Origin of the sequence: Streptomyces sp. NPDC051913, assembly GCF_044593635.1 — a bacterium.
Taxonomy (GTDB): domain Bacteria; phylum Actinomycetota; class Actinomycetes; order Streptomycetales; family Streptomycetaceae; genus Streptomyces.
In genome coordinates, this window is sequence record NZ_JBIUCI010000007.1 from 337,852 (window position 1) to 360,680 (window position 22,829).

Here is a 22,829-nt window from a genome sequence, read left to right on the forward strand (position 1 = left end):
GTGGTGCCCCTCACAGGCTGGTCGGGCTGACGAAGGTGTAGCCCAGGGCCCTGATGCCGTCGATCGTGTCCTTGAGCGGCTGGGTCGGGTAGTACGGGTGGTAGAAGAAGCTGGCGAAGCCGTCGCGGACGGCCAGGTTGGCCTTGGCCGAGGCGATCAGGTCGGCCGGCAGCCTCGCCGGGTGGTTGTTGTAGGCGTCGGGTTCGTAGTTGCCGATGTTCTCGGGCAGCACCTTGGTGCCGTACACGTCCTTGACGACGTACGGGAAGAACTGGCCGATGAACACGTTGGGCCCGGCGGAGTTGCCGCTGAGCGTCCCGGAGAAGTAGAGCGAACGCTCCAGGCGGGCCGAGAAGTTGGCGCTGATGGCCTTGTAGTCGGTGGCCGAACCCGCGTAGTGCGGGGTGGTCCACAACGTCGGTTTGGGCAGCCCGACGGCGGCGAACGCGGCCAGCGCGCTGGTCACCCGGCCCTGCGCCCAGATGGTGGAGTCCCCGGCGACGGGGCCGTCGTAGACCACGTTGTCCGAGGCGTCGACATGCGCCCGGTAGAACTCGAAGTCGTCGCCGGTGACCCCGTTGTAGGGGTTGGCGACATTGCCGTACTGGTGGGTGTAGCCGTGGTCCATCAGGACCGCGCCCCTGGCCAGCATGTACTTCAGGGCGCTGACCACCTGCGGCCGTTGGGCGAGCGTGAGCGTCTGCGGGACACCGTTGTTGTAGGTGCCGTTGGGGTCCGTGTAGACGGGGATCACGTTGATGCCGTACGCGATGTTCTGCGACTTGAGGTAGTCGGCCATCGCGCGCAGCTCGGCCGGGTCGGAGTCGGGGCTGATGTCCTCCAGGCGCAGCAGCGCGCGGTGCCGTTCGGTGGTGGCCGGTGCGAGGGCGTCGAAGAGGAGGTCCTCCAGGGCGATGATGCGGTCGTTCTCCGAGACGTAGGCGAACGGGATCTCACCGATGTAGGTGAGGTTCGAGGAGCGGACCGCCCACCCGAAGGTGTGCCCGTTGGAGGTGTCGAGTCCCTCCGCGAGCCGGGTGACGGCGGGGTAGCCGGGACCGGTGAGGACGTTGGGGCGCAGCACACCGCCGTCCTGGCCCGCCGGGATCTTCCGGGTGAGGGCCTGGTTCTTGTACGTCACCTGCGTCACGGTCCCGATCGAACCGCCGTCCTCGTAGTACGACGTCGTCGGGTCCCAGCCGTACTTCTGGGTGAACTGGGCTACGCCCACCGAGTTCGCCATGTTCCAGATGTTGGCACCCATCCACAGCACCGGCTTGGTGGTGGTGGAGGCGTCCTGGTAGAAGGCGGCCGGGACGGCGTCCGGGACGTCGCAGCAGTAGTAGGTCGAGCCGATGTAGATCACGGCCGAGTACGACTCGACCAGGCCGGCCGTGTACTGCTGGACCGGCTTGGCGGTCACCGTGCCGAAGTGGCCGGCGAGGTTGGCCGCGGCCATGGCGTACAGCTCGCCCAACTGCCCGTAGGGGCCTGCCGTGTCGTAGAGGACGAGGGTGCTCGGGTCGGCCGCGGCGGCGACGTCGGCGGCCTGGAGCAGGGTGGCCTGCCGGGTCACCGTCGAGGCGGTGCGGGCCGGGAGGACCGCGGTGCTCGACAGCGTGGTCGCGGCGGCCTTCCGGCGTTTCTTGTCGTGGCGTGCGTCGTCGGCCTTGAGCTGGGCCTTCGCCCAGCCTTTGAGGTCGACGCGATTCAGTCCGGATTTCCCACCGATGTTTTCATGGCCATGTCCATGACCTTTCGGCGCGGCCTGGGCACCGGCGGCCAGGAAAGTGCCGCTCAACAGGGCGGCGATCAGCAACAGGAGCACGGAAAACTTCGAGATTCCTCGTCGCCGAGGACGGACCATCGGTCTCACGATCATTCCCCCCACTTTGCATGAATTTTGTGAGCGCCAGGAGACCCTACCGGAAGATCACACATTGCCTTTTCCCGATTAGTCTGCCGACTCGCCCTCGACTTCTGCTACGTTCACCTTCGCGCGATGGGGACGCGCTGTGAAATGTGGGGGGACAATGTACGGACGACCCGCCCTGGGGGCTCTGCTACCCCTGGCTGGGGCGATGGCCGCGCCAGAAGCTGTACCGGGGCTACCTTTGGCCAAAGCCCTGCAGGCAACGGCGGGAGCCGGATTTCTGTTCTATTGCCTGACGGCCTGTCTCATATTGCTGGCCCGGATACGACTGCGCCGTCAGGCACAAAGGACGCAGGTCGGCACCGGGAGCACCCATGATCACTGAACTGCTGCTGTGGTCGAGCATCATTCTGATCATTATGGCCGGGTGCTACAACACGAGTCTCTTTCTGTTGTCGAGGCGCAGAATTCGCCGTTCCAGGACCGACCGGAGAGACCGGTTCTACGTATTTCTGCTCGCCTGTCTCAACGAGGAGAAAGTGCTTTCTGAAAGCCTGGCGCGCATCACTTCGCTGCCCGCCCGGAATTTCATGGCCCTGGTCATCGACGACGGCTCGGACGACCGCACCTTCCAGGTCGCCAGGGCCGCCGATCCGGCCCTGGTCCGGGTGCACCGGCGCACCCCGCCGAACTGCCGCAGGGGCAAGGGCGCCGCCCTCAACGACGGGGTCCGCCATCTGCGCGAGTCCGGGCTGCTCGCCGGCCACGACCCCGCCGACGTTGTCCTGTGCGTGGTCGACGCCGACGGACGGCTCGATCCGCACGTCGTGCAGTCGGTCGACCCGTACTTCGACGACCCGCGCACCGGCGCGGTCCAGGTCTGCGTCCGGATGTACAACCGGCACCTCGGACTCCTCGCCCGTATGCAGGACATGGAGTTCGTCGTCTACGGCGACGTCTTCCAGAGCGCCCGCCGCTACATCGGCAGCGTCGGCATGGGCGGCAACGGACAGTTCATGCGGCTGTCCGCCCTCGACACCCTGGACGGCGACGGCCCGTGGAGCGACAGCCTCACCGAGGACCTCGACCTCGGGGTGCGGCTGATCGCCAAGGGCTGGACCAACCAGCACTGCACCACCGCCGCCGTCTCCCAGCAGGCCGTACTCAGTCTGCGGCGCCTGATCCGCCAGCGGTCCCGCTGGTTCCAGGGCCACCTCCAGTCGGCCGGACTCGTCCCGCTCATCCTCAGGGACGTCCCGACCAGAGCCGCCGTCGATCTGCTGTACCACCTCTCCAGCCCGGTGCTGATCCTGCTCACCTCGCTGCTGCCGCTGTCCTTCCTCGTCGCCTTCGGCGCCACCACCGTGGCCTCCGTGCAGGTGGGACACCCGCTCGTGTCCCCGATGTGGCTCCTCGGCCCGTATCTGCTCTCCTTCACCGCCGCCTACGCGTACGGCTTCGTGTACGCCAAGCGGGAGCGTGACCTCGGACTGGTGCGCTCGGTCCTGCTCGCGCACGTCTTCGTCTTCTACGGCTACATCTGGTTCGCGGCCGGCTGGTGGGGCTTCTGGCGGATGCTCACCGGCCAGCGGGGCTGGCTGAAGACGGCACGCACCTGAGGACTTCCACCCTGCTCGCATGAGGACGTTCAGGCCGCGCCGGATCCCCGCGCGGGTCCTCAGCTTTCACCGCTCCACCTCTCATCACCCTCACGTGGTCGCTGCGCCGATCACGCATGCCCAAGGGGGGCACCCATCATGTCCACACCTCCGTCAGCCCTGCCCGTACGCGCCATGCTGGTGCTCGGCACCCGCCCAGAAGCCATCAAACTGGCGCCCGTGGCACGGGCGATGGCCGCCGGTCCGCAGTTCGAACCGCTCGTCGTCACCACCGGCCAGCACCGCGAGATGCTCCATCAGATGCTCGGCATGCTGGGGGTCGACGCCCGGATCTCCCTCGACGTGATGCGTACCCGGCAGCAACTCTCCGACCTGACCGCCCGGTTGGTCCGGGAGCTCGGCGGGGTGCTGCGCGAGCAGCGTCCCGACCTGGTGGTGGTGCAGGGGGACACCACCACCGCGCTGGCCGGCGCCCTGGCCGCCTTCTACGAGAAGATCCCGGTCGCCCATGTCGAGGCGGGCCTGCGCACCGGCGTCATCGACAACCCGTTCCCCGAGGAGCTCAACCGCAGCCTCATCGGCCGTATCGCCCGCTGGCACTTCGCCCCGACCCCGGCCGCGGCCCGGCATCTGACCGACGAGGGCGTCCCCGGCGAGCAGGTCTTCACCACCGGCAACACCGTCATCGACAACCTGCTGTGGGTGCTGACCGAGGGCGCCGGGGTCTCCGCGTTCCGCACCGACGCCAAACGCATCCTGGTGACCCTGCACCGCCGGGAGAACCAGGGCGAGCGGATGCGCGGCATGGGGCGGGCGCTGGCCCGGCTCGCCCGGCGCGGGGACCTGGAGATCGTGCTGCCGCTGCACAAGAGCCCGGCCGTCCGCGAGGCGCTGCTGCCCGAACTCGAAGGCCACCAGGGCATCTCGCTCGTCGAACCGCTCGCCTACCTGGACTTCGCGGCGACGCTGGCCGAGTGCGACCTCGTCCTCACCGACTCCGGCGGCATCCAGGAGGAGGCGCCGAGCCTCGCCAAGCCCTCACTGGTGCTGCGCACCACCACCGAACGGCCCGAGGCGGTCGAAGCGGGTGCGGCCCGGCTGATCGGCACCGACCCGGAGGCCATCGTGACCTGGGCGGAACGGCTGTTGGACGACCCGGCGGAGTACCGGCGGATGGCGACCGCGGGCAACCCGTTCGGCGACGGCGAGGCAGCGCACCGCATCCTGGGCCAGCTGGCCGAGGACTTCGCCGCCGATGTCCCGGTCGGCCTGACGGCATCCGGGCCATACTCGACGGCATGACACGCAGGGGTGGTCGGGTCACCGGACTGGCACTGGCTCTCGCCCTGGCCGCGATCGTCGCGATCACCGTGAGCCAGTGCCAGGGCGACGACTCGCCGCCTCCCAGGCCGTGGATCGACGGCACCACACACGGCCGTTGGCTGTCGGTGTTCAACGGCATGGGCACCAACCACGGCGACAACGCCTCGCTCACCCTCTCCCCCATGGCCGCCGAGGACCCCGGCACCACCCATGCGGGCCTGGTGGTGAGCACCGCCGCCTACACGGACGTGCGCTACGAGGCACGGATGCGGACGCTGAAGCAGCTGCGCTCACCCAAGCCGAACCCGTGGGAAGTGCCGTGGCTGGTCTGGGCGTACACCGACCCGGAGCACTTCTACTACATCACCCTCAAGCCGAACGGCTGGGAGCTCGGCAAGCGCGACCCGGCCTACCCGGGCGGCCAGCGCTTCCTGGCGACCGGCCGGACCGAGTACCCCGTGGGTCCCTGGTACGACGTGCGGGTCGAGCAGCGCGGGACGGCGCTGTCCGTGTCGGTCGGCGGCAAGCCGCTGGTGCGGTTCACGGACGCCGAACTGCCGTACAACCAGGGCCGGGTGGGCGCGTACTCGGAGGACGCGACGGTGGAGTTCGAGGGCCTGGAGGCGACTTCGGGCTGAGAAGGGCTGCGAAGGGCTGCGAAGGGCTGAGAAAAGGGCGACGGCGCCCGCCCATCGTCCGGTCGGGGACGAGATGGGCGGGCGCCGTCAGTGTTCCGTACGCCGTTGTACGGGACGTCTATGCGGGTGAGATCACACCATCAGCGAGCGGTCGGTCGGCCGGATCGGGGCCGGCAGGTCGCTGGCGCCGGTCAGGAACCGGTCGGTGCCGCGGGCGGCCGAGCGGCCCTCCGCGATCGCCCACACGATGAGCGACTGACCGCGGCCCGCGTCACCGGCGACGAAGACACCGGGGACGTTGGTCTGGAAGTCGGCGTCGCGGGCGATGTTGCCGCGCTCGTCGAGTTCGAGACCGAACTGGTCCACCAGGCCGTTCTCCCGGTCGGTGCCGGTGAAGCCCATGGCGAGGGTGACCAGCTGGGCGGGGATCTTACGCTCCGTGCCCGGCTTCTGGGTCAGCTTGCCGTCGATGAACTCGACCTCGACGAGGTGCAGCCACTGGACGTTGCCGTCCTCGTCGCCCTCGAAGTGGGTGGTGGAGACGGAGTAGACCCGCTCACCGCCCTCCTCGTGCGCCGAGGTGACCTTGTAGAGCATCGGGAAGGTCGGCCAGGGCTGGTTCGGGGCGCGGTCCTCACCCGGCTTCGGCATGATCTCCAGCTGCGTGACCGAGGCCGCGCCCTGGCGGTGCGCGGTGCCCACGCAGTCGGCGCCGGTGTCGCCACCGCCGATGACCACGACGTGCTTGCCCTCGGCGGTGATGGGAGCGGTGACGTAGTCCCCCTCCTGCACCTTGTTCGCCAGCGGCAGGTACTCCATGGCCTGGTGGATGCCCTTGAGGTCGCGGCCCGGGGCGGGCAGGTCACGGGCGGTCGTCGCACCGGCGGCGATGACGACGGCGTCGTACCGCTTCTTCAGGTCGGTCGCCTTGAGGTCGCGGCCGATCTCGATGCCGGTGCGGAAGCGGGTGCCCTCCGCGCGCATCTGCTCGATGCGGCGGTTGATGTGCCGCTTCTCCATCTTGAACTCGGGGATGCCGTAGCGGAGCAGACCACCGATGCGGTCGGCGCGCTCGTACACCGCGACCGTGTGACCGGCCCGGGTGAGCTGCTGGGCGGCGGCGAGGCCGGCCGGGCCCGAGCCGATGACGGCGACGGTCTTGCCCGACAGGCGCTCGGGGATCTGCGGCTCGACGTCACCGGTGTCCCACGCCTTGTCGATGATCGAGACCTCGACGTTCTTGATGGTCACGGCCGGCTGGTTGATGCCGAGCACACACGCCGACTCACAGGGCGCGGGGCAGAGGCGACCGGTGAACTCCGGGAAGTTGTTGGTCGCGTGCAGCCGCTCGCTGGCGGCCGCCCAGTCCTCGCGGTAGGCGTAGTCGTTCCACTCGGGGATGAGGTTCCCGAGCGGACAGCCGTTGTGACAGAACGGGATACCGCAGTCCATGCAGCGGCTGGCCTGCTTGCTGATGATCGGCAGCAGGGAGCCGGGGACGTAGACCTCGTTCCAGTCCTTCAGCCGCACGTCGACCGGACGGGACTTGGCGACCTCACGGCCGTGGTTCAGGAAGCCCTTGGGATCAGCCATTGGTCGCCGCCTCCATCATCTTCTCGGTGATCTCGGACTCGGAGAGTCCGGCCTGCTCGGCGGCGGCCTTGGCGGCGAGCACAGCCTTGTACGTACTGGGGATGATCTTGCTGAAGCGGTCCACCCCTCCTCCGGGGGTGTCCCACTCGGCCAGGAGCTTCTCGGCGACCGTGGAGCCGGTCTCCTCCTGGTGGCGGCGCACGACGTCGTGCAGCCACTGCTTGTCGGCGTCGTCGAGCGCCTCCACGGCGTTCACGTTGCCGACGTTGACGTTGTCCTTGTCGAGGTCGATGACGTACGCGACGCCACCGGACATGCCGGCCGCGAAGTTGCGGCCCGTCTCGCCGAGGACCACCGCGTGACCACCGGTCATGTACTCGCAGCCGTGGTCGCCCACGCCCTCGGAGACGACGGTGGCACCGGAGTTGCGGACGCAGAACCGCTCGCCGGTACGGCCGCGCAGGAAGAGCTCGCCGCCGGTCGCGCCGTACGCGATCGTGTTGCCCGCGATCGTCGAGTACTCGGCGAGGTGGTCGGCGCCCCGGTCGGGACGGACGATCACCCGGCCGCCGGAGAGGCCCTTGCCGACGTAGTCGTTGGCGTCGCCCTCCAGGCGCAGTGTGATGCCGCGCGGGAGGAAGGCGCCGAAGGACTGGCCCGCGGAACCGGTGAAGGTGATGTCGACGGTGTCGTCGGGCAGGCCCGCGCCACCGAACTTCTTGGTCACCTCGTGGCCGAGCATGGTGCCGACCGTGCGGTTGATGTTGCGGATCGCGACCTGGGCGCGGACCGGCTGGGCGCCGGTCGCCGAGTCGGCGGCCAGCGCGTCGGCGGCGAGCTTGATGAGCTCGTTGTCGAGCGCCTTCTCCAGGCCGTGGTCCTGCTCGATGACCTGGTGCAGCACCGCGCCCTCGGGCAGCTCGGGCACGTAGAAGAGCGGGGCCAGGTCCAGGCCCTGTGCCTTCCAGTGGTTGACCGCGCGGGTCACGTCGAGGGTCTCGGCGTGGCCGACGGCCTCCTCGATGGTGCGGAAGCCCAGCTCGGCGAGGATCTCGCGGACCTCTTCGGCGATGAACTGGAAGAAGTTCACGACGTACTCGGCCTTGCCGGAGAACCGGTCGCGCAGCGTCGGGTTCTGGGTGGCGATGCCGACCGGGCAGGTGTCCAGGTGGCAGACGCGCATCATGACGCAGCCGGAGACGACGAGCGGCGCGGTCGCGAAACCGAACTCCTCGGCGCCGAGCAGCGCGGCGATGACGACGTCACGGCCGGTCTTGAGCTGACCGTCGGTCTGCACGACGATGCGGTCGCGCAGGCCGTTGAGCAGCAGGGTCTGCTGGGTCTCGGCGAGACCGAGCTCCCAGGGACCACCGGCGTGCTTGAGCGACGTCAGCGGCGAGGCGCCCGTACCGCCGTCGTGGCCGGAGATGAGGACGACGTCCGCGTGCGCCTTGGACACACCGGCCGCGACCGTGCCGACGCCGACCTCGGAGACCAGCTTCACGTGAATCCGCGCCTGCGGGTTCGCGTTCTTCAGGTCGTGGATCAGCTGGGCCAGGTCCTCGATGGAGTAGATGTCGTGGTGCGGCGGCGGGGAGATCAGACCGACACCCGGGGTGGAGTGACGGGTCTTGGCGACCCACGGGTAGACCTTGTGGCCGGGCAGCTGGCCGCCCTCGCCGGGCTTGGCGCCCTGGGCCATCTTGATCTGGATGTCGTCCGCGTTGACCAGGTACTCGGAGGTCACACCGAAGCGGCCGGAGGCGACCTGCTTGATGGCGGACCGGCGGGCCGGGTCGTAGAGGCGGTCCGGGTCCTCGCCGCCCTCACCGGTGTTGGACTTGCCGCCCAGCTGGTTCATCGCGATGGCGAGGGTCTCGTGGGCCTCGCGCGAGATGGAGCCGTAGGACATGGCGCCGGTGGAGAACCGCTTGACGATCTCGGAGACGGGCTCGACCTCGTCGATGGAGATCGACGGCCGGTCCGACTTGAAGCCGAAGAGTCCACGGAGCGTCATCAGCCGCTCGGACTGCTCGTTCACGCGGTCCGTGTACTTCTTGAAGATGTCGTAGCGGTTGGCGCGCGTCGAGTGCTGGAGGCGGAAGACCGTCTCCGGGTCGAACAGGTGCGGCTCGCCCTCGCGGCGCCACTGGTACTCGCCGCCTATCTCCAGCGCACGGTGGGCCGGCGCGATGCCGGACGCCGGGTACGCCTTCGCGTGCCGGGCGGCGACCTCCTTGGCGATGACGTCGATACCGACGCCGCCGATCTTGGAGGCGGTGCCGTTGAAGTACTTGGCGACGAAGGACTCCTCCAGGCCGACGGCCTCGAAGACCTGGGCGCCGCGGTAGGAGGCGACGGTCGAGATGCCCATCTTCGACATGACCTTCAGGACGCCCTTGCCCAGGGCGTAGATCAGGTTGCGGATGGCCTGCTCGGCCTCGATGCCGGAGAGGAAGGTGCCCGCGCGGACGAGGTCCTCGACGGACTCCATCGCCAGGTACGGGTTGACCGCCGCGGCGCCGAAACCGATCAGCAGGGCGACGTGGTGGACCTCGCGGACGTCACCGGCCTCAACCAGCAGGCCCACCTCGGTGCGCTGCTTGGTGCGGATGAGGTGGTGGTGCACGGCCGCGGTGAGCAGCAGCGACGGGATCGGCGCGTGCTCGGCGTCGGAGTGGCGGTCCGACAGGACGATCAGCCGGGCGCCGTTCTCGATCGCGGCGTCCGCCTCGGCGCAGATCTCCTCGATGCGCGCGGCGAGGGAGTCGCCACCGCCGGAGACCCGGTACAGACCGGACAGCGTCGCGGCCTTGAAGCCGGGCATGTCGCCGTCGGCGTTGATGTGGATGAGCTTGGCCAGCTCGTCGTTGTCGATCACCGGGAAGGGCAGGGTGACCGTACGGCAGGAAGCGGCCGTCGGGTCGAGCAGGTTGCCCTGCGGGCCCAGCGAGGAGCGCAGCGAGGTGACGAGCTCCTCGCGGATGGCGTCCAGCGGCGGGTTGGTGACCTGCGCGAACAGCTGGGTGAAGTAGTCGAAGAGCAGCCGCGGACGCTCGGAGAGAGCGGCGATCGGCGAGTCCGTGCCCATCGAACCGATGGGCTCGGCACCGGCCTTGGCCATCGGGGCGAGCAGGACGCGCAGCTCCTCCTCGGTGTAACCGAAGGTCTGCTGGCGGCGGGTGACCGAGGCGTGCGTGTGCACGATGTGCTCGCGCTCGGGCAGGTCGGACAGCTCGATCTCGCCGGCCTCCAGCCACTCCGCGTACGGCTGCTCGGCGGCGAGGGCGGCCTTGATCTCGTCGTCCTCGATGATGCGGTGCTCGGCGGTGTCGACGAGGAACATCTTGCCGGGCTGGAGGCGGCCCTTGCGGACGACCTTGGCGGGGTCGATGTCGAGGACGCCGACCTCGGAGCCGAGCACGACGAGACCCTCGTCGGTGACCCAGTAGCGGCCGGGGCGCAGACCGTTGCGGTCGAGAACCGCACCCACCTGCGTGCCGTCGGTGAAGGTGACACAGGCCGGGCCGTCCCAGGGCTCCATCATCGTGGAGTGGAACTGGTAGAAGGCGCGTCGGGCCGGGTCCATGGAGTCGTGGTTCTCCCACGCCTCCGGGATCATCATCAGCACGGAGTGCGGAAGCGAACGCCCACCGAGGTGGAGGAGTTCGAGCACCTCGTCGAAGGACGCCGAGTCCGAGGCGTCCGGCGTACAGACGGGGAAGACACGGTCGAGCGCCTTCTCGTCGTTGCCGAACAGGTCGGAGACGAGCTGCGACTCGCGGGCCACCATCCAGTTGCGGTTGCCCTTGACGGTGTTGATCTCACCGTTGTGCGCGACGAAGCGGTAGGGGTGCGCGAGCGGCCACGAAGGGAAGGTGTTCGTGGAGAACCGCGAGTGGACGAGGGCGACGGCCGAGCCGACGCGGCGGTCGGACAGGTCCGGGAAGAAGGGCTCCAGCTGACCGGTGGTCAGCATGCCCTTGTGGACGATCGTCCGCGCGGACAGCGAGGGGAAGTAGACGTCGACCTCGCGCTCGGCGCGCTTGCGCAGCACGAAGGCCTTGCGGTCGAGGTCGATACCGGTGCTGGTGCCGTCGGCGACGAAGATCTCGCGGAAGACGGGCATGGTCGACCGGGCGGTGGCACCGAGCAGCTCGGGCGCGACCGGGACCTCACGCCAGCCTAGGACGGTGAGGCCCTCTTCGCCGGCGATCGTCTCGATCTTCGAGACGGCGTCCGCGGTCCCGTCCTCGGGCAGGAAGGCGATACCGACGGCGTAGCCGCCGGCCTCGGGCAGCTCGAATCCGGCGACCTCACGGAAGAAGGCGTCCGGAACCTGGGTCAGGATGCCCGCGCCGTCACCCGAGTCGGGCTCGGAGCCGGTGGCACCGCGGTGCTCCAGGTTGCGCAGAACCGTGAGCGCCTGCTCGACCAGCGCATGGCTCGCCTCGCCGGTGAGGGTGGCCACGAAACCGACGCCACAGGCGTCCTTTTCGTTGCGGGGGTCGTACATACCCTGCGCAGCAGGGCGAGCATCCATGAAGGACCAGTTCTGGCCATTCGCGGAATGCTGGGACGGCTGGCGCGGCGTACGCATCGGCTCTCCCGTCGTCGTCTCAAGTGGCAATGTGCTGTGCCGAGGGACGACGTTGGCCCTCTGCGTGTGCGCAAAATTTCGTGCAGGTTACATGATGGAGCGGTTCTCGGGAACCGGATACTTCGTTCCAGCATGCGGACGCCATGCGGTGGCGACGGGGGTATCGCGCACATGGCTTGAAGTGTGTGGGGACCGAACGGGACAGATCGATGTCCGTCGGCCCGAGGGCGAGGCGAGCGACGTCGCCCACCTCGCGCATGCGCGGCAGGCGTCATTGCCCACAGCGCTTACGGCTCATGCCCAGTGGTTAAGCATTCGAAACCAGTGAGTAACGGCTACTTATGCGGCCCATCGCATAAGTAGCGGTCGACCTATCCTACGGCCGATCCGAACAAGCTGCCCAGGGCGTACGTCACACCGGCCGCCGCGCCACCGAGAGCGAGCTGCCGCAGTCCGCTGAACCACCAGCTCCGCGCCGTCACCTTGGCCACGACCGCCCCGCATCCGAAAAGCCCGACGAGCGCGAGGAGAACCGCGGGCCACAGCGCGCTCGCTCCCAGCAGATAAGGCAGTACGGGCAGCAGCGCGCCGAGCGCGAAAGCCCCGAAGGACGACACGGCGGCGACGAGCGGCGAGGGCAGATCCCCGGGGTCGATCCCGAGCTCCTCCCGGGCGTGGATCTCCAGGGCCTGCTCGGGGTCACGGGAAAGCTGCTTGGCGACCTCCCGCGCCAGCGACGGCTCGACCCCCCGGCCCTCGTACAGCGCGGCGAGCTCGGCCTCCTCGTCCTCCGGATGCTTGCGCAGCTCCCGCCGCTCGACATCCAGCTCGGCCTCGACGAGCTCGCGCTGGGAGGCGACGGAGGTGTACTCACCGGCGGCCATGGAGAACGCGCCGGCGGCCAGCCCCGCGAGGCCGGTGACGACGATGGCCTGCTGCCCGACGGCTCCACCGGCGACACCGGTCATGAGGGCGAGGTTGGAGACCAGCCCGTCCATGGCCCCGAAAACCGCGGGCCGCAGCCATCCCCCGTTCACATCACGGTGGGTGTGGTTGTCACGGTGCGCCTCGTGCAGCGGCGCCTCGGTCTCGATGATGGCCATCAGGGGTCCCCCAGGGAAGCTAAGCCAAAGCTAACTTTAGACAGATTCTAATTACCGACAACCCGACTGTACGACGAGAAATTCCCGCCCGCCACGAAGGAAAGGCTGCGCTAACCTGCACCTTTACCTCCGAATGCGCATACGATCGAAGGCTCGCTCAGATGTCGACCGGGTGATGCTGAGGCCGGTGATGCTCTTGTCGCGACCCTCCCGTGGGACACATCCGCAAAGGCCCCGCGCCCTGTGCGGAGCCCCCGTAGGAGAGGCCGCCGTATGGCATCGATCGCCTGCATCCCGTCGGCACCGGCGCCCGGGGACGCCGCCGAACTCCGCGAACGAGGGCGTGGAGCCCTGCTGGGCCTGGCGGTGGGAGACGCCCTCGGCGCCCCCGCCGAGAACCTCAAACCCTCCGAGATCCGAGCCCGCTGGGGCCGCATCACGGGCTATGTGGCGCAGAATCCCTCCGGCACGGACGACACGGAGTACGCGATCTTCTCCGGCCTCCTCCTGGCCCGCCACGGCTCGGCCCTCACCCCGGCCCACGTGGAGGCGGCCTGGCACGAGTGGATCGCGGACCGCGACGAGGGCCCGTTCCGAGGAGCGGGCTTCAGCGAACGAGGAACCCTGGAGAACCTGCGCCGGGGCCTCGCGGCCCCCATCTCGGCCCAGCACCGCCACGCCTGGAGCGACGGCCTGGCGATGCGCGCGGCCCCCTTCGGCGTCTACGCGTCGGGCCGCCCCGCCGAGGCGGCCCGCCTGGCGGCGATCGACGGCTCGGTGAGCCACGACGGAGAGGGCATCTACGGCGGCCAAGCGGTGGCCGCGGGAGTGGCGGCGGCGATGGCGGGCGCCCCCACGGTCGCGGTCGTCGCCTCGGCCCTGGCGGTCGTCCCGGACGACTCCTGGACGGCCCGCTCCCTGCGCCGCGCGGTGGCGGTGGCCCACCGGGGCGAACGCGCGGTCCGCTCCGCGGTCGTGATCGGCGGCTACCCCTGGACCGACCTCGCCCCCGAGGCCGTCGCCCTCGCCTTCGGCGCGTACGCGGCGGCGGACGGCGATTTCGTGGAGGCGGTACTGACGGCCGTCAACATGGGCCGCGACGCGGACACGACGGCGGCGGTGGCCGGCGCCCTGGCCGGCGCGACCCGAGGAGTCTCGGCGATCCCGGCGGACTGGGCAGCGGCCATCACCCCGGCAAGAGGCACCTGCCTCCCCTCCATGGCAGGCCACCACGTACTGGACGTGGCAGACCTGCTGACCCCGCCCGAGTACGTACTGGCGGCGGACGGCGATGAGATGGAGGGCGCGAGATGACGCTGGAACACGAGGAGCGCCCGCCTCTCGACGCCGGCCCGGTTCATCCAGCCCGTCCGGCGTTTGAGGACGAGGCCCGTTCAGGGCCGAAGCGGGGGTCTGGGGGCGGCAGCCCCCAGGACGCGGGGTCGAAGGGGCGGCAGCCCCTGGTGATGGGACGGGTAGGGGCGGCGGGGGCGAAAAACGCCCCTCACCGCATCGAAGGCCTGCTACTGGGCCTAGCCGCAGGCGACGCCGCCGGATGGCCCGCCGCCCGCCACAGAGCCGCCCGCATGCCCGACTGGACCCGCCGCCTCACCCGAGAACTCGACACCTTCGCCGAACAGAACGCGACCACCACCCTCCCCGTCCCCATCGCCCTCAACCAACCCCCCGAGCCCCTCCGCCTCGGCCCCTCCGACGACGCCGAATGGGCGGCCTTCACCGCGGAGTCGATCCTCCGCGCAGGCGACGACACCGCCCTCCCCGACCTCAGCCGAGACCGCCGTACCAGAGCGGCCATCGACCTCACCTGGACCACCCTCGCCGGCGAGGTCGCCGCCGCCGCGCACCGCGCCCCGGAAGTCGAGTCCGCCGTACTCCCCCTACGCGCCCGCATCTCGGTAAGAGCGGGCCTGGGCAATCTCGCCACCGGCCTGCGCCCACCCGCGACCGGCCACGACAACCCCCACTACTTCGACGACGCGGCCTGCGTCAGAGCCTGCGTCCTGGCCGTGGCCCACCCCGGCAACCCCCGACTCGCCGCGGATCTGGCCGAGTTCGACGCCCGCTACACCCAGGACGGAGACGGCGTACACGGCGCGAGGGCGATGGCGGCCGCCCTCTCCCTCGCCCTCACCGGCGCGGACATCCACACCTGCACCACGGCCGCCCTCACCGAACTCCCGGAAGAGACCGAGATCGGCCGCAACGCCCGCCACGCCCTGCACCTCGCCCGCACCACCCCCACCGCGTTCGCCCTGATCCCCCTCCTGGAACACCAGATCGTCGACCACGTCTACAGCTACGGCATCGCGGCCGCGGAAACCGTCCCGGTCGCCCTGGCCCTGGCCACCGCGGCGAACGGCGACATCACGGAAGCGGTCCCCGCCGCCGCCTGTCTGTCACGCGTCGCGGACTCGGCCCCCGCCCTGACCGGCGCCCTCACCGGAGCCCTCACCGGCGGCGCCGCGCTCCCGCCCTCCTGGCGGGCCGCCTGCCGCACCCTCTCGGGCTGTGCCCTCCCCCGCCTCACCGGCACCGATCTGGTGGAACTCGCCGAACTCCTGGAAGCCACGCAACCGCCCCTGCCAGGAGGATGATTCGGTCCATGCCACCGATGTCACCCAAACCACCACAACACACCCCCACCACGACCGCCCCCGTCCCCACCCCCACCCTTGAGGACCGCGTCACCGGCGCCCTGGTGGGCGCCGCGGTGGGCGACGCCCTGGGCGGCCCGGTGGAGGGCTACTCCCCCGACCAGATCCTCGACCGCCACGCGGGCCGCGTCCACGGCATCGTCGGCCCCTGGAACGGCGACGCCTGGCGCACGGCCCGCCCGATCGCCCCGTACCACAAGGGCGACGGCCATGTCACCGACGACACCTTGATGACGCACGCCCTGGTCAGGGTCTACGCCGAGGTCCGCGACCACCTCGACGCCTACGCGGTCGCCGACCACCTGGTCCCCGACCTGATGACAACTCCCCGCTGGATCCCGGAACTCGAACAGGAGGCCCTCCCCCTCCACCGGATCTTCCTGGCGGAGAAATGGCTGGTGACCCGCCTCCACTACGGCCATGCCGACCCCCGCGAGGCAGGCGTCGGCAACATCGTGAACTGCGGCGCGGCGATGTACATGGCCCCGGTGGGCCTGGTCAACGCGGCGAACCCCAGGACCGCCTACGTCGAGGCGCTGGACATCGCGGGCGCCCACCAGTCGTCGTACGGCCGCGAGGCGGCCGGTGTCTTCGCGGCGGCCGTGGCGGCGGCCTGCGAACCGGACGCGACCCCGGAGACAGTCGTCGCCCACTGTCTGTCCCTCGCGAAGGACGGCACGAGGACGGCGATCGAGAAGGTCTGCGAAGCGGCGACGCACCACAGCACCTTCGAATCGGCCCTGGCCCCCCTGCGCGAGGCGGTGGCCCCCTACGACACGGTGGGCCCCGACTACCGCAGCCCCTCTCTCGGCGCCCGCCGTCCGTCCCGCCTCCACTCGATCGAGGAACTCCCCATCGCCCTGGGCATGTTGATCGTGGCCGGGGGCGACTACCGCGCCGCGGTCCTGGGTGCCGTGAACTACGGCCGCGACTGCGACTCCATCGCGACGATGGCCGGCGCGATCGCGGGCGCCCTGGGCTCCCCGGTGCCGGAGGCCTGGTCCAAGGCGGTCTCGGAGGCCAGCCGCCTGGACCTCTGGGAACCGGCGACGACGCTCACCCGGGTGACCCGTGAGATCCACGACCGGGACCTCCACCGTCGGCGCGCTCATGAGGCCGCGTTCACGGAGATCGGAGGCCTGAGATGCTCCGGCTGACCTGGGTCCAACCGGAAGACCTCCTGGGCCACGAACTCCGGCAGGCCGCGCTGGACGGCCGTGAGGCGTCGGTGATCGCGGCGCGCTGGAAGGCGGCAGGCGGCCAGGAGGCCCCCCTCAGAGCAGGCGCCTCCCCCCACCCGCCGTCCCGCTACCTCCGCCTCCTGGCGAAGGACCTGCTGGACGAACTGGCGGACCTGCCCAGCAGGTTGGCGGACCAGGAACCCACGGACCTGGAAAGAATCAAGGCCATCTGCCCGACTTGGCCCTCCGCCCCAGCTGAAACGCCCCCGCACCAGCCCCCACCCCCCGCGGCCTACGAAGCGGCCTGGCTGGGCCGCGCCATCGGCTGTCTCCTGGGCAAGCCGGTGGAGAAGCTCCCCCTCGACGCCATCCGCCAACTGGCCAAGTCGACCGGCAACTGGCCCCTCACCACCTACTTCACCGCGAAGGGCGTCCCCCCAGCCCTTCTCGCCGCCCATCCCTGGAACCGCCGCTCGGCCCCCACCTCCCTCGCCGAGAACATCGACGGCATGCCCGAGGACGACGACCTCAACTACCCCCTCCTCAACCTCCTCCTGCTCCAACGCCACGGCAGGCGGTTCACGACCACGGACGTGGCCGCCCTGTGGCTGGACGAACTCCCCGCGGGCCGCACCTTCACCGCCGAGCGCATCGCGTACCGCAACCTCCTCCTAGGCATGGCACCCCCGCACACCGCCCGCCACCGCAACCCCTTCCGTGAATGGATCGGCGCGTTGATCCGGGCCGACGTCCACGGCTGGACCAACCCCGGCGACCCGGCGGCCGCGGCGGAACAGGCCCACCGGGACGCCACCCTCACCCACACCGCCAACGGCGTCTACGCGGCGATGTTCACGGCGGCGACGATCGCCACCGCGGCCACCGGCACCCACGACGTCCACGCCTGTCTGCGCACCGGCCTGACCGTCGTCCCCCCCGACTCCCGCCTGGCGAAGGCGATCCGGCAAGCGATCCGACTCGCCCGAACAACCCCCGACTTCGACACAATCGTGGACGAACTCCACGCCACCCACTCCCCCACCCACCACTGGGTCCACGCGATCCCCAACACCGCCCTGATCGCCGCCGCCCTCACCCACGCGAACGGCGACTTCACCGCGTCCATCTCCCTAGCGGTGAGCGGCGGTTGGGACACCGACTCCAACGGCGCGACGGCGGGCAGCATCGCAGGCCTGCTCACCGGCAGCCCCGACGCCCTCCCCGACCGCTGGACGACCCCGTTGAAGAACCGACTCGCCACGTCCGTGGGCGACTTCGACGGCACCGGCTTCGACACCCTGGCCCACCTGACCCATGCCCTCGCTCCGACCCCCGTGGAGGCATCCCGCCCATGACGCACATCGCCGTACTCGGCAGCACGAACATGGACCTCGTCGCCTTCGTCGAGAAGGCCCCGCAGCGCGGCGAGACGGTCACCGGGCGCGAGTTCCGTACGATCCCCGGCGGCAAGGGCGCCAACCAGGCGATCGCCGCCGCCCGCGCCGGCGCCACCGTGTCGATGATCGGCGCGGTCGGCAACGACCCCTACGGCACCCGACTCCGTTCCACCCTTGAGCACTCCGGCGTCGACACGGACCATCTGCGCACCGTCGAGGGCCCGTCCGGCACCGCGCACATCGTCGTCGACGACGAGGGCGGCAACGCGATCGTCGTGATCCCCGCGGCGAACGGCACCGTCGACCATCTCGCCCCCGGCGACGAGAGCCTGATCGCGTCCGCCGACGCCCTGCTGCTCCAGTTGGAGATCCCGCTGAAGGCCGTCGTGGCCGGCGCCGAGGCGGCCCGCGCCCACGGCGTCCGGACGATCCTCACCCCCGCCCCCGCGCAGCCCCTCCCGCCCGAACTCCTCGCCGCCACCGACCTGTTGCTCCCCAACGAGTACGAGGCGACCACCCTCACCGGCCTGTCCGACCCGATCGCCGCGGCCCGCGCCCTGCTCGACCGGGTACCGGCGGTCGTCGTGACGCTCGGCGCGGCGGGCAGCCTCTATGTGACCCGGGACACCGCCGAGCCCCTCGCCGTGCCCGCCCCGCCGGTCACCGCCGTGGACTCGACCGGCGCGGGCGACACCTTCGCCGGCGCCCTCGCGGTCGCGCTCAGCGAGGAGCGCCCCATCCGCGAGGCCCTGTACTGGGCGGCAGCGGCGGCGGCCCTGTCGGTGCAGCGGCCGGGCGCGTCGGCGGCGATGCCGTACCGCTCCGAGATCGACAGGCAGCACCACGCATGACCGACACCCCGCCCCCCGCCGCCCCGCTGTCCGGTCTGCGCGTCCTCGACCTCGCCACCCTCTTCGCCGGCCCCCTCGCCGCCACGTTCCTCGGTGACTTCGGCGCGGAGGTCGTCAAGGTCGAGCACCCCACCAAGCCGGACCCCTCCCGCGGCCACGGACCGTCCAAGGACGGCGTCGGCCTGTGGTGGAAGGTGCTGGGCCGCAACAAGCGCACGATCACCCTCGACCTCTCCAAGCCGGGCGGCCGGGCCACTCTTCTGCGCCTGGCGGCCACCGCGGACGTGATCATCGAGAACTTCCGTCCGGGCACCCTGGAGAAATGGGACCTGGGCTGGGACGAGCTGTCCGCGGCCAACCCCCGGCTGATCCTCACCCGGGTGACCGCCTTCGGCCAGTTCGGCCCGCACGCCCACCGGCCGGGCTTCGGCACCCTCGCCGAGGCGCTGAGCGGTTTCGCCGCGATCACCGGCGAACCCGACGCGCCCCCGACGCTGCCGCCGTTCGGCCTCGCCGACTCCATCGCCGGGCTCGCGACCGCGTACGCCGTCATGACCGCCCTCGCGGCCCGCGACCGCACCGGCGAGGGCCAGGTCGTGGACATGGCGATCATCGAGCCGATCCTCACCGTCCTCGGCCCCCAGCCGACCTGGTACGACCAACTCGGCTATGTCCAGCAGCGCACCGGCAACCGGTCCGCCAACAACGCCCCCCGCAACACCTACCGCACCGCGGACGGCGGTTGGGTCGCCGTCTCCACCTCCGCCCAGTCGATCGCGGAACGCGTGATGCACCTGGTCGGCCGCCCGGACCTGATCGACGAACCCTGGTTCGCGACCGGCGCCGACCGGGCCCGGCACGCCGACGTCCTGGACAAGGCGGTGGGCGACTGGATCGCCGAGCGCAGTCGTACGGAGGTGCTGGCGGCCTTCGAGAAGGCGGAGGCGGCCGTGGCCCCGGTCCAGGACGTCCAGGACGTGATGGCGGACCCGCAGTACACGGCCCTGGACACCATCACCACCCTGCCCGACCCCGAACTCGGCCCCCTCCGGATGCAGAACGTCCTCTTCCGCCTCTCCGCCACCCCGGGCGCGATCCACTGGGCGGGCCGTCCGCACGGCGCCGACACCGACCCGGTCCTCACCGAACTGGGCCTGACCGAAGCCGAGTTGACGGCCCTGCGCGCGGAGGGAGCCGTATGACCACACCGCTGACCTGGTTGTACGCTCCCGGCGACCGGCCCCACGTCGTGGCGAAGGCGCTGGCGGCCGGCGCCGATGTCGTCGTGGTCGACCTGGAGGACGCGGTCGCCCCGGACCGCAAGGCGTACGCCCGCGACGCCACCGCCGAACTCCTCACCGCACGGCACCCCGTCCCGGTGCACGTCCGCGTGAACGCCCTGGACGGCCCGTTCGCGGGAGCCGATCTGAGGGCGGTGGCCGCCCTCCCGGGCCTGTCAGGACTGCGTCTGCCCAAGGTGGCAGGACCAGGGCAGATCACCGCCATCGCCGAGCGCACCGCCCCCGCCGCCGGCGGCGCCCCGGCCCTCCACGCCCTCCTGGAGTCCGCCCTCGGCATCGAACACGCCTACGCGATCGCCACGGCCCACCCGTCCCTGCGCGGCGTCTCCCTCGGTGAGTCCGATCTACGGGCCGACCTGGGCGTACGGGACGACGCGGGCCTCGACTGGTCCCGCTCCCGGGTGATCGTGGCCGCGCGCGCCGCGAACCTCCCGCCGCCGCCCCAGTCGGTCCACCCCGACATCCGCGACCTGGCGGGCCTGGCCGCCTCCTGCGCCCACGGCCGCACCCTGGGCTTCCTGGGCCGGGCGGCCATCCATCCCCGCCAGCTCCCGGTCATCGAAAGGGCCTACCTCCCGGCCCCGCAGGAGATCGAGAAGGCGGAGACGATCGTGAAGGCGGCGACCAGGGAACAGGGCGCTCAGGCGCTGCCGGACGGCAGCTTCGTCGACGCGGCGGTGGTCGCGGCGGCACGACGCACGCTGTCGCTCGCCCGCCGCCGCTGACCTCCACACATTGCAGAGGGCGCCCGGCCTGCGCCGGGCGCCCTCGTCGTCGTACGACCGACCGTCAGCCCTTCTTCGCCGACTCGGCCTCGTCCTTGACGTCCTCGGTGGATTCCGTGGATTCCGTGGCCTCCTCGGACGAGTCGGCCTCGGCCTTCTCATCCGCCTCGGTCTCACCGGCCTCCTCGGCCTCACCGTCGGCGGCACCCGGCTCGACGACCTCTTCGCGGCCCGGGCGCTTCTTCGCCGAGAGCACGATGTAGACGACCGCCAGCAGGAACACGATGAGCGCGGTCCAGTTGTTCAGGCGCAGACCCAGGATGTGGTGGGCGTCGTCGACCCGGAGGTACTCGATCCAGAACCGGCCCACGCAGTACGCCGCGACGTACAGCGCGAACGCCCGTCCGTGGCCGAGCTTGAAGCGGCGGTCGGCCCAGATGACGAGCAGCGCGACGCCGATGCACCACAGGGACTCGTAGAGGAACGTCGGGTGGTAGGTGCCCGGCACCCGGCCGTCCGTGGAGGACGTGATCTTCAGGGCCCAGGGGAGGTCGGTCGCCCGGCCGTACAGCTCCTGGTTGAACCAGTTGCCCCAGCGGCCGATCGCCTGTGCGAGGGCGATACCGGGGGCGATGGCGTCGGCGTAGGCCGGCAACGGGATGCCCCGGCGGCGGCAGCCGATCCAGGCGCCCACCGCGCCGAGCGCGATCGCGCCCCAGATACCGAGGCCGCCCTCCCAGATCTTGAAGGAGTCCACCCAGTCACGACCCTCGCTGAAGTACAGCTCGTAGTCCGTGATCACGTGGTAGAGCCGGCCGCCGATCAGACCGAACGGCACCGCCCAGACCGCGATGTCGGCCACCGTGCCGGCGCGGCCACCGCGGGCCAGCCAGCGCTTGTTGCCGAGCCAGACCGCGACGAAGACGCCGATGATGATGCAGAACGCGTAGCCGCGCAGCGGGATGGGACCGAGGTGGTACACCCCGTGCGACGGGCTGGGAATGTAGGCAAGTTCCATGGCAGAACCGACGCTACCGTGCCGGGCGCCGCCGACGGCAGGCAGCCCGGCTACGGCTCCATAACGGGAGGGTCGGAATTCTCCTGTCCCCCCTTACCCTTTGGCCGCCTTCTGCACCTGCTCCTTCAGCTTCGCCGGAGTCATCGTCTGGTCCTGGTAGATGTTCTTGCCGTTGAGGATGACGGTGGGGGTGCCACTGAATCCGCCGTTGCGGAAGGCCGCCGCGGACTTGCTGACCCAGCTGTCGTGGGTGCCCTTCTCGACACACGCCCGGAACGTCGCGGTGTCCAGACCGTCGACCTTCTTCGCCAGCTCGATGAGCTTGCCGGTCTCGGCGTAGGCGTCGTCCGTCTCGGACGGCTGGTTCTCGTACAGCACGTCGTGGTACGCGGTGAACTTGCCGGCGTCCTGGGCGCAGGCCGCGGCGTTGGCCGCGGTGCGGGAGCCGCTGCCGCCCATGTTTCCGTCGATGATCGTCGCGAGGTGGTACTCGACCTTCAGCTCGCCCGAGTCCGTCAGCTCATGGATCGTGGAGCGGTAGGCGTCCTCGAAGGACTTGCAGGCGGGGCAGCGGAAGTCCTCCCACACCGTGAGCGTGGACTTGGCGTCGGTCTTGCCCACCGGGATGGCGAGGTTGTCGTCGCCATTGGCGCCCGAGGGCGCCACGACCGGGCCCGCGGCCTCGCTGTCGTCGTCCTTGCCCGCGTTGGCGGCGACGATTCCGATCACCGCCGCGAGGCCCAGGACGCACAGGACGCTCGCGCTCACGATCAGCGTCCGCCGTCGCCTCTCCGCGGCCTTCTGCTTCTCACGCTCGACCGCCAGCCGCTCGCGGGCGGTGCGCTTTCCCTCACGGTTCTTCTCGCTCACACCCCGGAAACGAACCGGGGAGGCGCAGCGCGCCTCCCCGGTCCCAGGTCCACCCGTTCGAG

The 22,829-nt window shown here is 70.5% G+C and carries 16 protein-coding genes; 10 read left to right on the plus strand and 6 right to left on the minus strand.

The features are described from left to right. Nucleotides 1–10 precede the first annotated feature (10 nt). Nucleotides 11–1,828: a DUF2334 domain-containing protein gene (locus tag ACIHIX_RS23435; RefSeq protein ID WP_399959166.1), complete on the minus strand. Its 1,818-nt coding sequence runs from the start codon at nt 1,826–1,828 to the stop codon at nt 11–13. 464 nt (nt 1,829–2,292) lie between these two features. On the opposite strand from ACIHIX_RS23435, the gene ACIHIX_RS23440 reads away from it, so the two are divergent. The 3 genes from ACIHIX_RS23440 (at nt 2,293) to ACIHIX_RS23450 (ending at nt 5,453) form a co-directional block, all read left to right on the plus strand. Then, a complete protein-coding gene (locus ACIHIX_RS23440) occupies nt 2,293–3,492 on the plus strand; it encodes a glycosyltransferase family 2 protein (RefSeq protein ID WP_399959168.1) in 1,200 nt (399 codons plus the stop codon). 138 nt (nt 3,493–3,630) lie between these two features. Next, a complete protein-coding gene (gene wecB / locus ACIHIX_RS23445; protein ID WP_399959170.1) occupies nt 3,631–4,794 on the plus strand; it encodes a non-hydrolyzing UDP-N-acetylglucosamine 2-epimerase in 1,164 nt (387 codons plus the stop codon). Further along, complete coding sequence (locus ACIHIX_RS23450) at nt 4,791–5,453, plus strand: calcium-binding protein (protein ID WP_399959171.1); 663 nt, start codon at nt 4,791–4,793, stop codon at nt 5,451–5,453. The genes wecB and ACIHIX_RS23450 overlap by 4 nt, the downstream gene beginning before the upstream one ends. Before the next feature lie 132 nt (nt 5,454–5,585). Here ACIHIX_RS23450 and ACIHIX_RS23455 read toward each other — a convergent pair whose 3' ends face one another. The 3 genes from ACIHIX_RS23455 to ACIHIX_RS23465 all read right to left on the minus strand — a co-directional run bounded on the left by ACIHIX_RS23455 (nt 5,586) and on the right by ACIHIX_RS23465 (nt 12,749). Next, nucleotides 5,586–7,046 carry a glutamate synthase subunit beta gene (locus ACIHIX_RS23455; RefSeq protein WP_399959173.1) on the minus strand — a complete coding sequence of 487 codons (1,461 nt, stop codon included), beginning with the start codon at nt 7,044–7,046 and terminating at the stop codon, nt 5,586–5,588. Continuing rightward, the gene (gene gltB, locus ACIHIX_RS23460) at nt 7,039–11,646 is read right to left on the minus strand and encodes a glutamate synthase large subunit (RefSeq protein WP_399959174.1); all 4,608 of its coding nucleotides are present in this window, start codon (nt 11,644–11,646) and stop codon (nt 7,039–7,041) included. The genes ACIHIX_RS23455 and gltB overlap by 8 nt, the downstream gene beginning before the upstream one ends. A gap of 371 nt (nt 11,647–12,017) precedes the next feature. After that, nucleotides 12,018–12,749, minus strand: coding sequence for a VIT1/CCC1 transporter family protein (locus ACIHIX_RS23465; RefSeq protein ID WP_399959176.1), 732 nt, complete (start codon nt 12,747–12,749; stop codon nt 12,018–12,020). A 273-nt stretch (nt 12,750–13,022) separates the two neighbouring features. On the opposite strand from ACIHIX_RS23465, the gene ACIHIX_RS23470 reads away from it, so the two are divergent. From ACIHIX_RS23470 to ACIHIX_RS23500, 7 genes are read left to right on the plus strand one after another with little or no spacing between them, the layout of a single operon-like run. After that, on the plus strand, nt 13,023–14,063 hold the full coding sequence (locus ACIHIX_RS23470; protein ID WP_399959178.1) for an ADP-ribosylglycohydrolase family protein: 1,041 nt from the start codon (nt 13,023–13,025) through the stop codon (nt 14,061–14,063). After that, nucleotides 14,060–15,364: an ADP-ribosylglycohydrolase family protein gene (locus tag ACIHIX_RS23475; protein ID WP_399959180.1), complete on the plus strand. Its 1,305-nt coding sequence runs from the start codon at nt 14,060–14,062 to the stop codon at nt 15,362–15,364. The genes ACIHIX_RS23470 and ACIHIX_RS23475 overlap by 4 nt, the downstream gene beginning before the upstream one ends. Nucleotides 15,365–15,381: 17 nt before the next feature. Beyond that, nucleotides 15,382–16,581, plus strand: coding sequence for an ADP-ribosylglycohydrolase family protein (locus tag ACIHIX_RS23480; RefSeq protein WP_399959427.1), 1,200 nt, complete (start codon nt 15,382–15,384; stop codon nt 16,579–16,581). Next, complete coding sequence (locus tag ACIHIX_RS23485) at nt 16,569–17,960, plus strand: ADP-ribosylglycohydrolase family protein (RefSeq protein WP_399959182.1); 1,392 nt, start codon at nt 16,569–16,571, stop codon at nt 17,958–17,960. Before ACIHIX_RS23480 ends, ACIHIX_RS23485 begins: the two co-directional genes overlap by 13 nt. After that, a complete protein-coding gene (gene rbsK, locus ACIHIX_RS23490; protein ID WP_399959184.1) occupies nt 17,957–18,853 on the plus strand; it encodes a ribokinase in 897 nt (298 codons plus the stop codon). Before ACIHIX_RS23485 ends, rbsK begins: the two co-directional genes overlap by 4 nt. Continuing rightward, on the plus strand, nt 18,850–20,055 hold the full coding sequence (locus tag ACIHIX_RS23495; protein ID WP_399959186.1) for a CaiB/BaiF CoA transferase family protein: 1,206 nt from the start codon (nt 18,850–18,852) through the stop codon (nt 20,053–20,055). The genes rbsK and ACIHIX_RS23495 overlap by 4 nt, the downstream gene beginning before the upstream one ends. Next, nucleotides 20,052–20,879 carry an HpcH/HpaI aldolase/citrate lyase family protein gene (locus ACIHIX_RS23500; protein ID WP_399959188.1) on the plus strand — a complete coding sequence of 276 codons (828 nt, stop codon included), beginning with the start codon at nt 20,052–20,054 and terminating at the stop codon, nt 20,877–20,879. Before ACIHIX_RS23495 ends, ACIHIX_RS23500 begins: the two co-directional genes overlap by 4 nt. Nucleotides 20,880–20,943: 64 nt before the next feature. On the opposite strand, the gene lgt is transcribed toward ACIHIX_RS23500, so the two are convergent. Together lgt and ACIHIX_RS23510 are read right to left on the minus strand one after the other, a co-directional pair. Then, entirely contained in the window at nt 20,944–21,897 is a 954-nt protein-coding gene (gene lgt / locus ACIHIX_RS23505) for a prolipoprotein diacylglyceryl transferase (RefSeq protein WP_399959190.1), read from the minus strand. 93 nt (nt 21,898–21,990) lie between these two features. Beyond that, nucleotides 21,991–22,767 carry a DsbA family protein gene (locus ACIHIX_RS23510; protein ID WP_399959192.1) on the minus strand — a complete coding sequence of 259 codons (777 nt, stop codon included), beginning with the start codon at nt 22,765–22,767 and terminating at the stop codon, nt 21,991–21,993. Nucleotides 22,768–22,829: the final 62 nt, after the last annotated feature.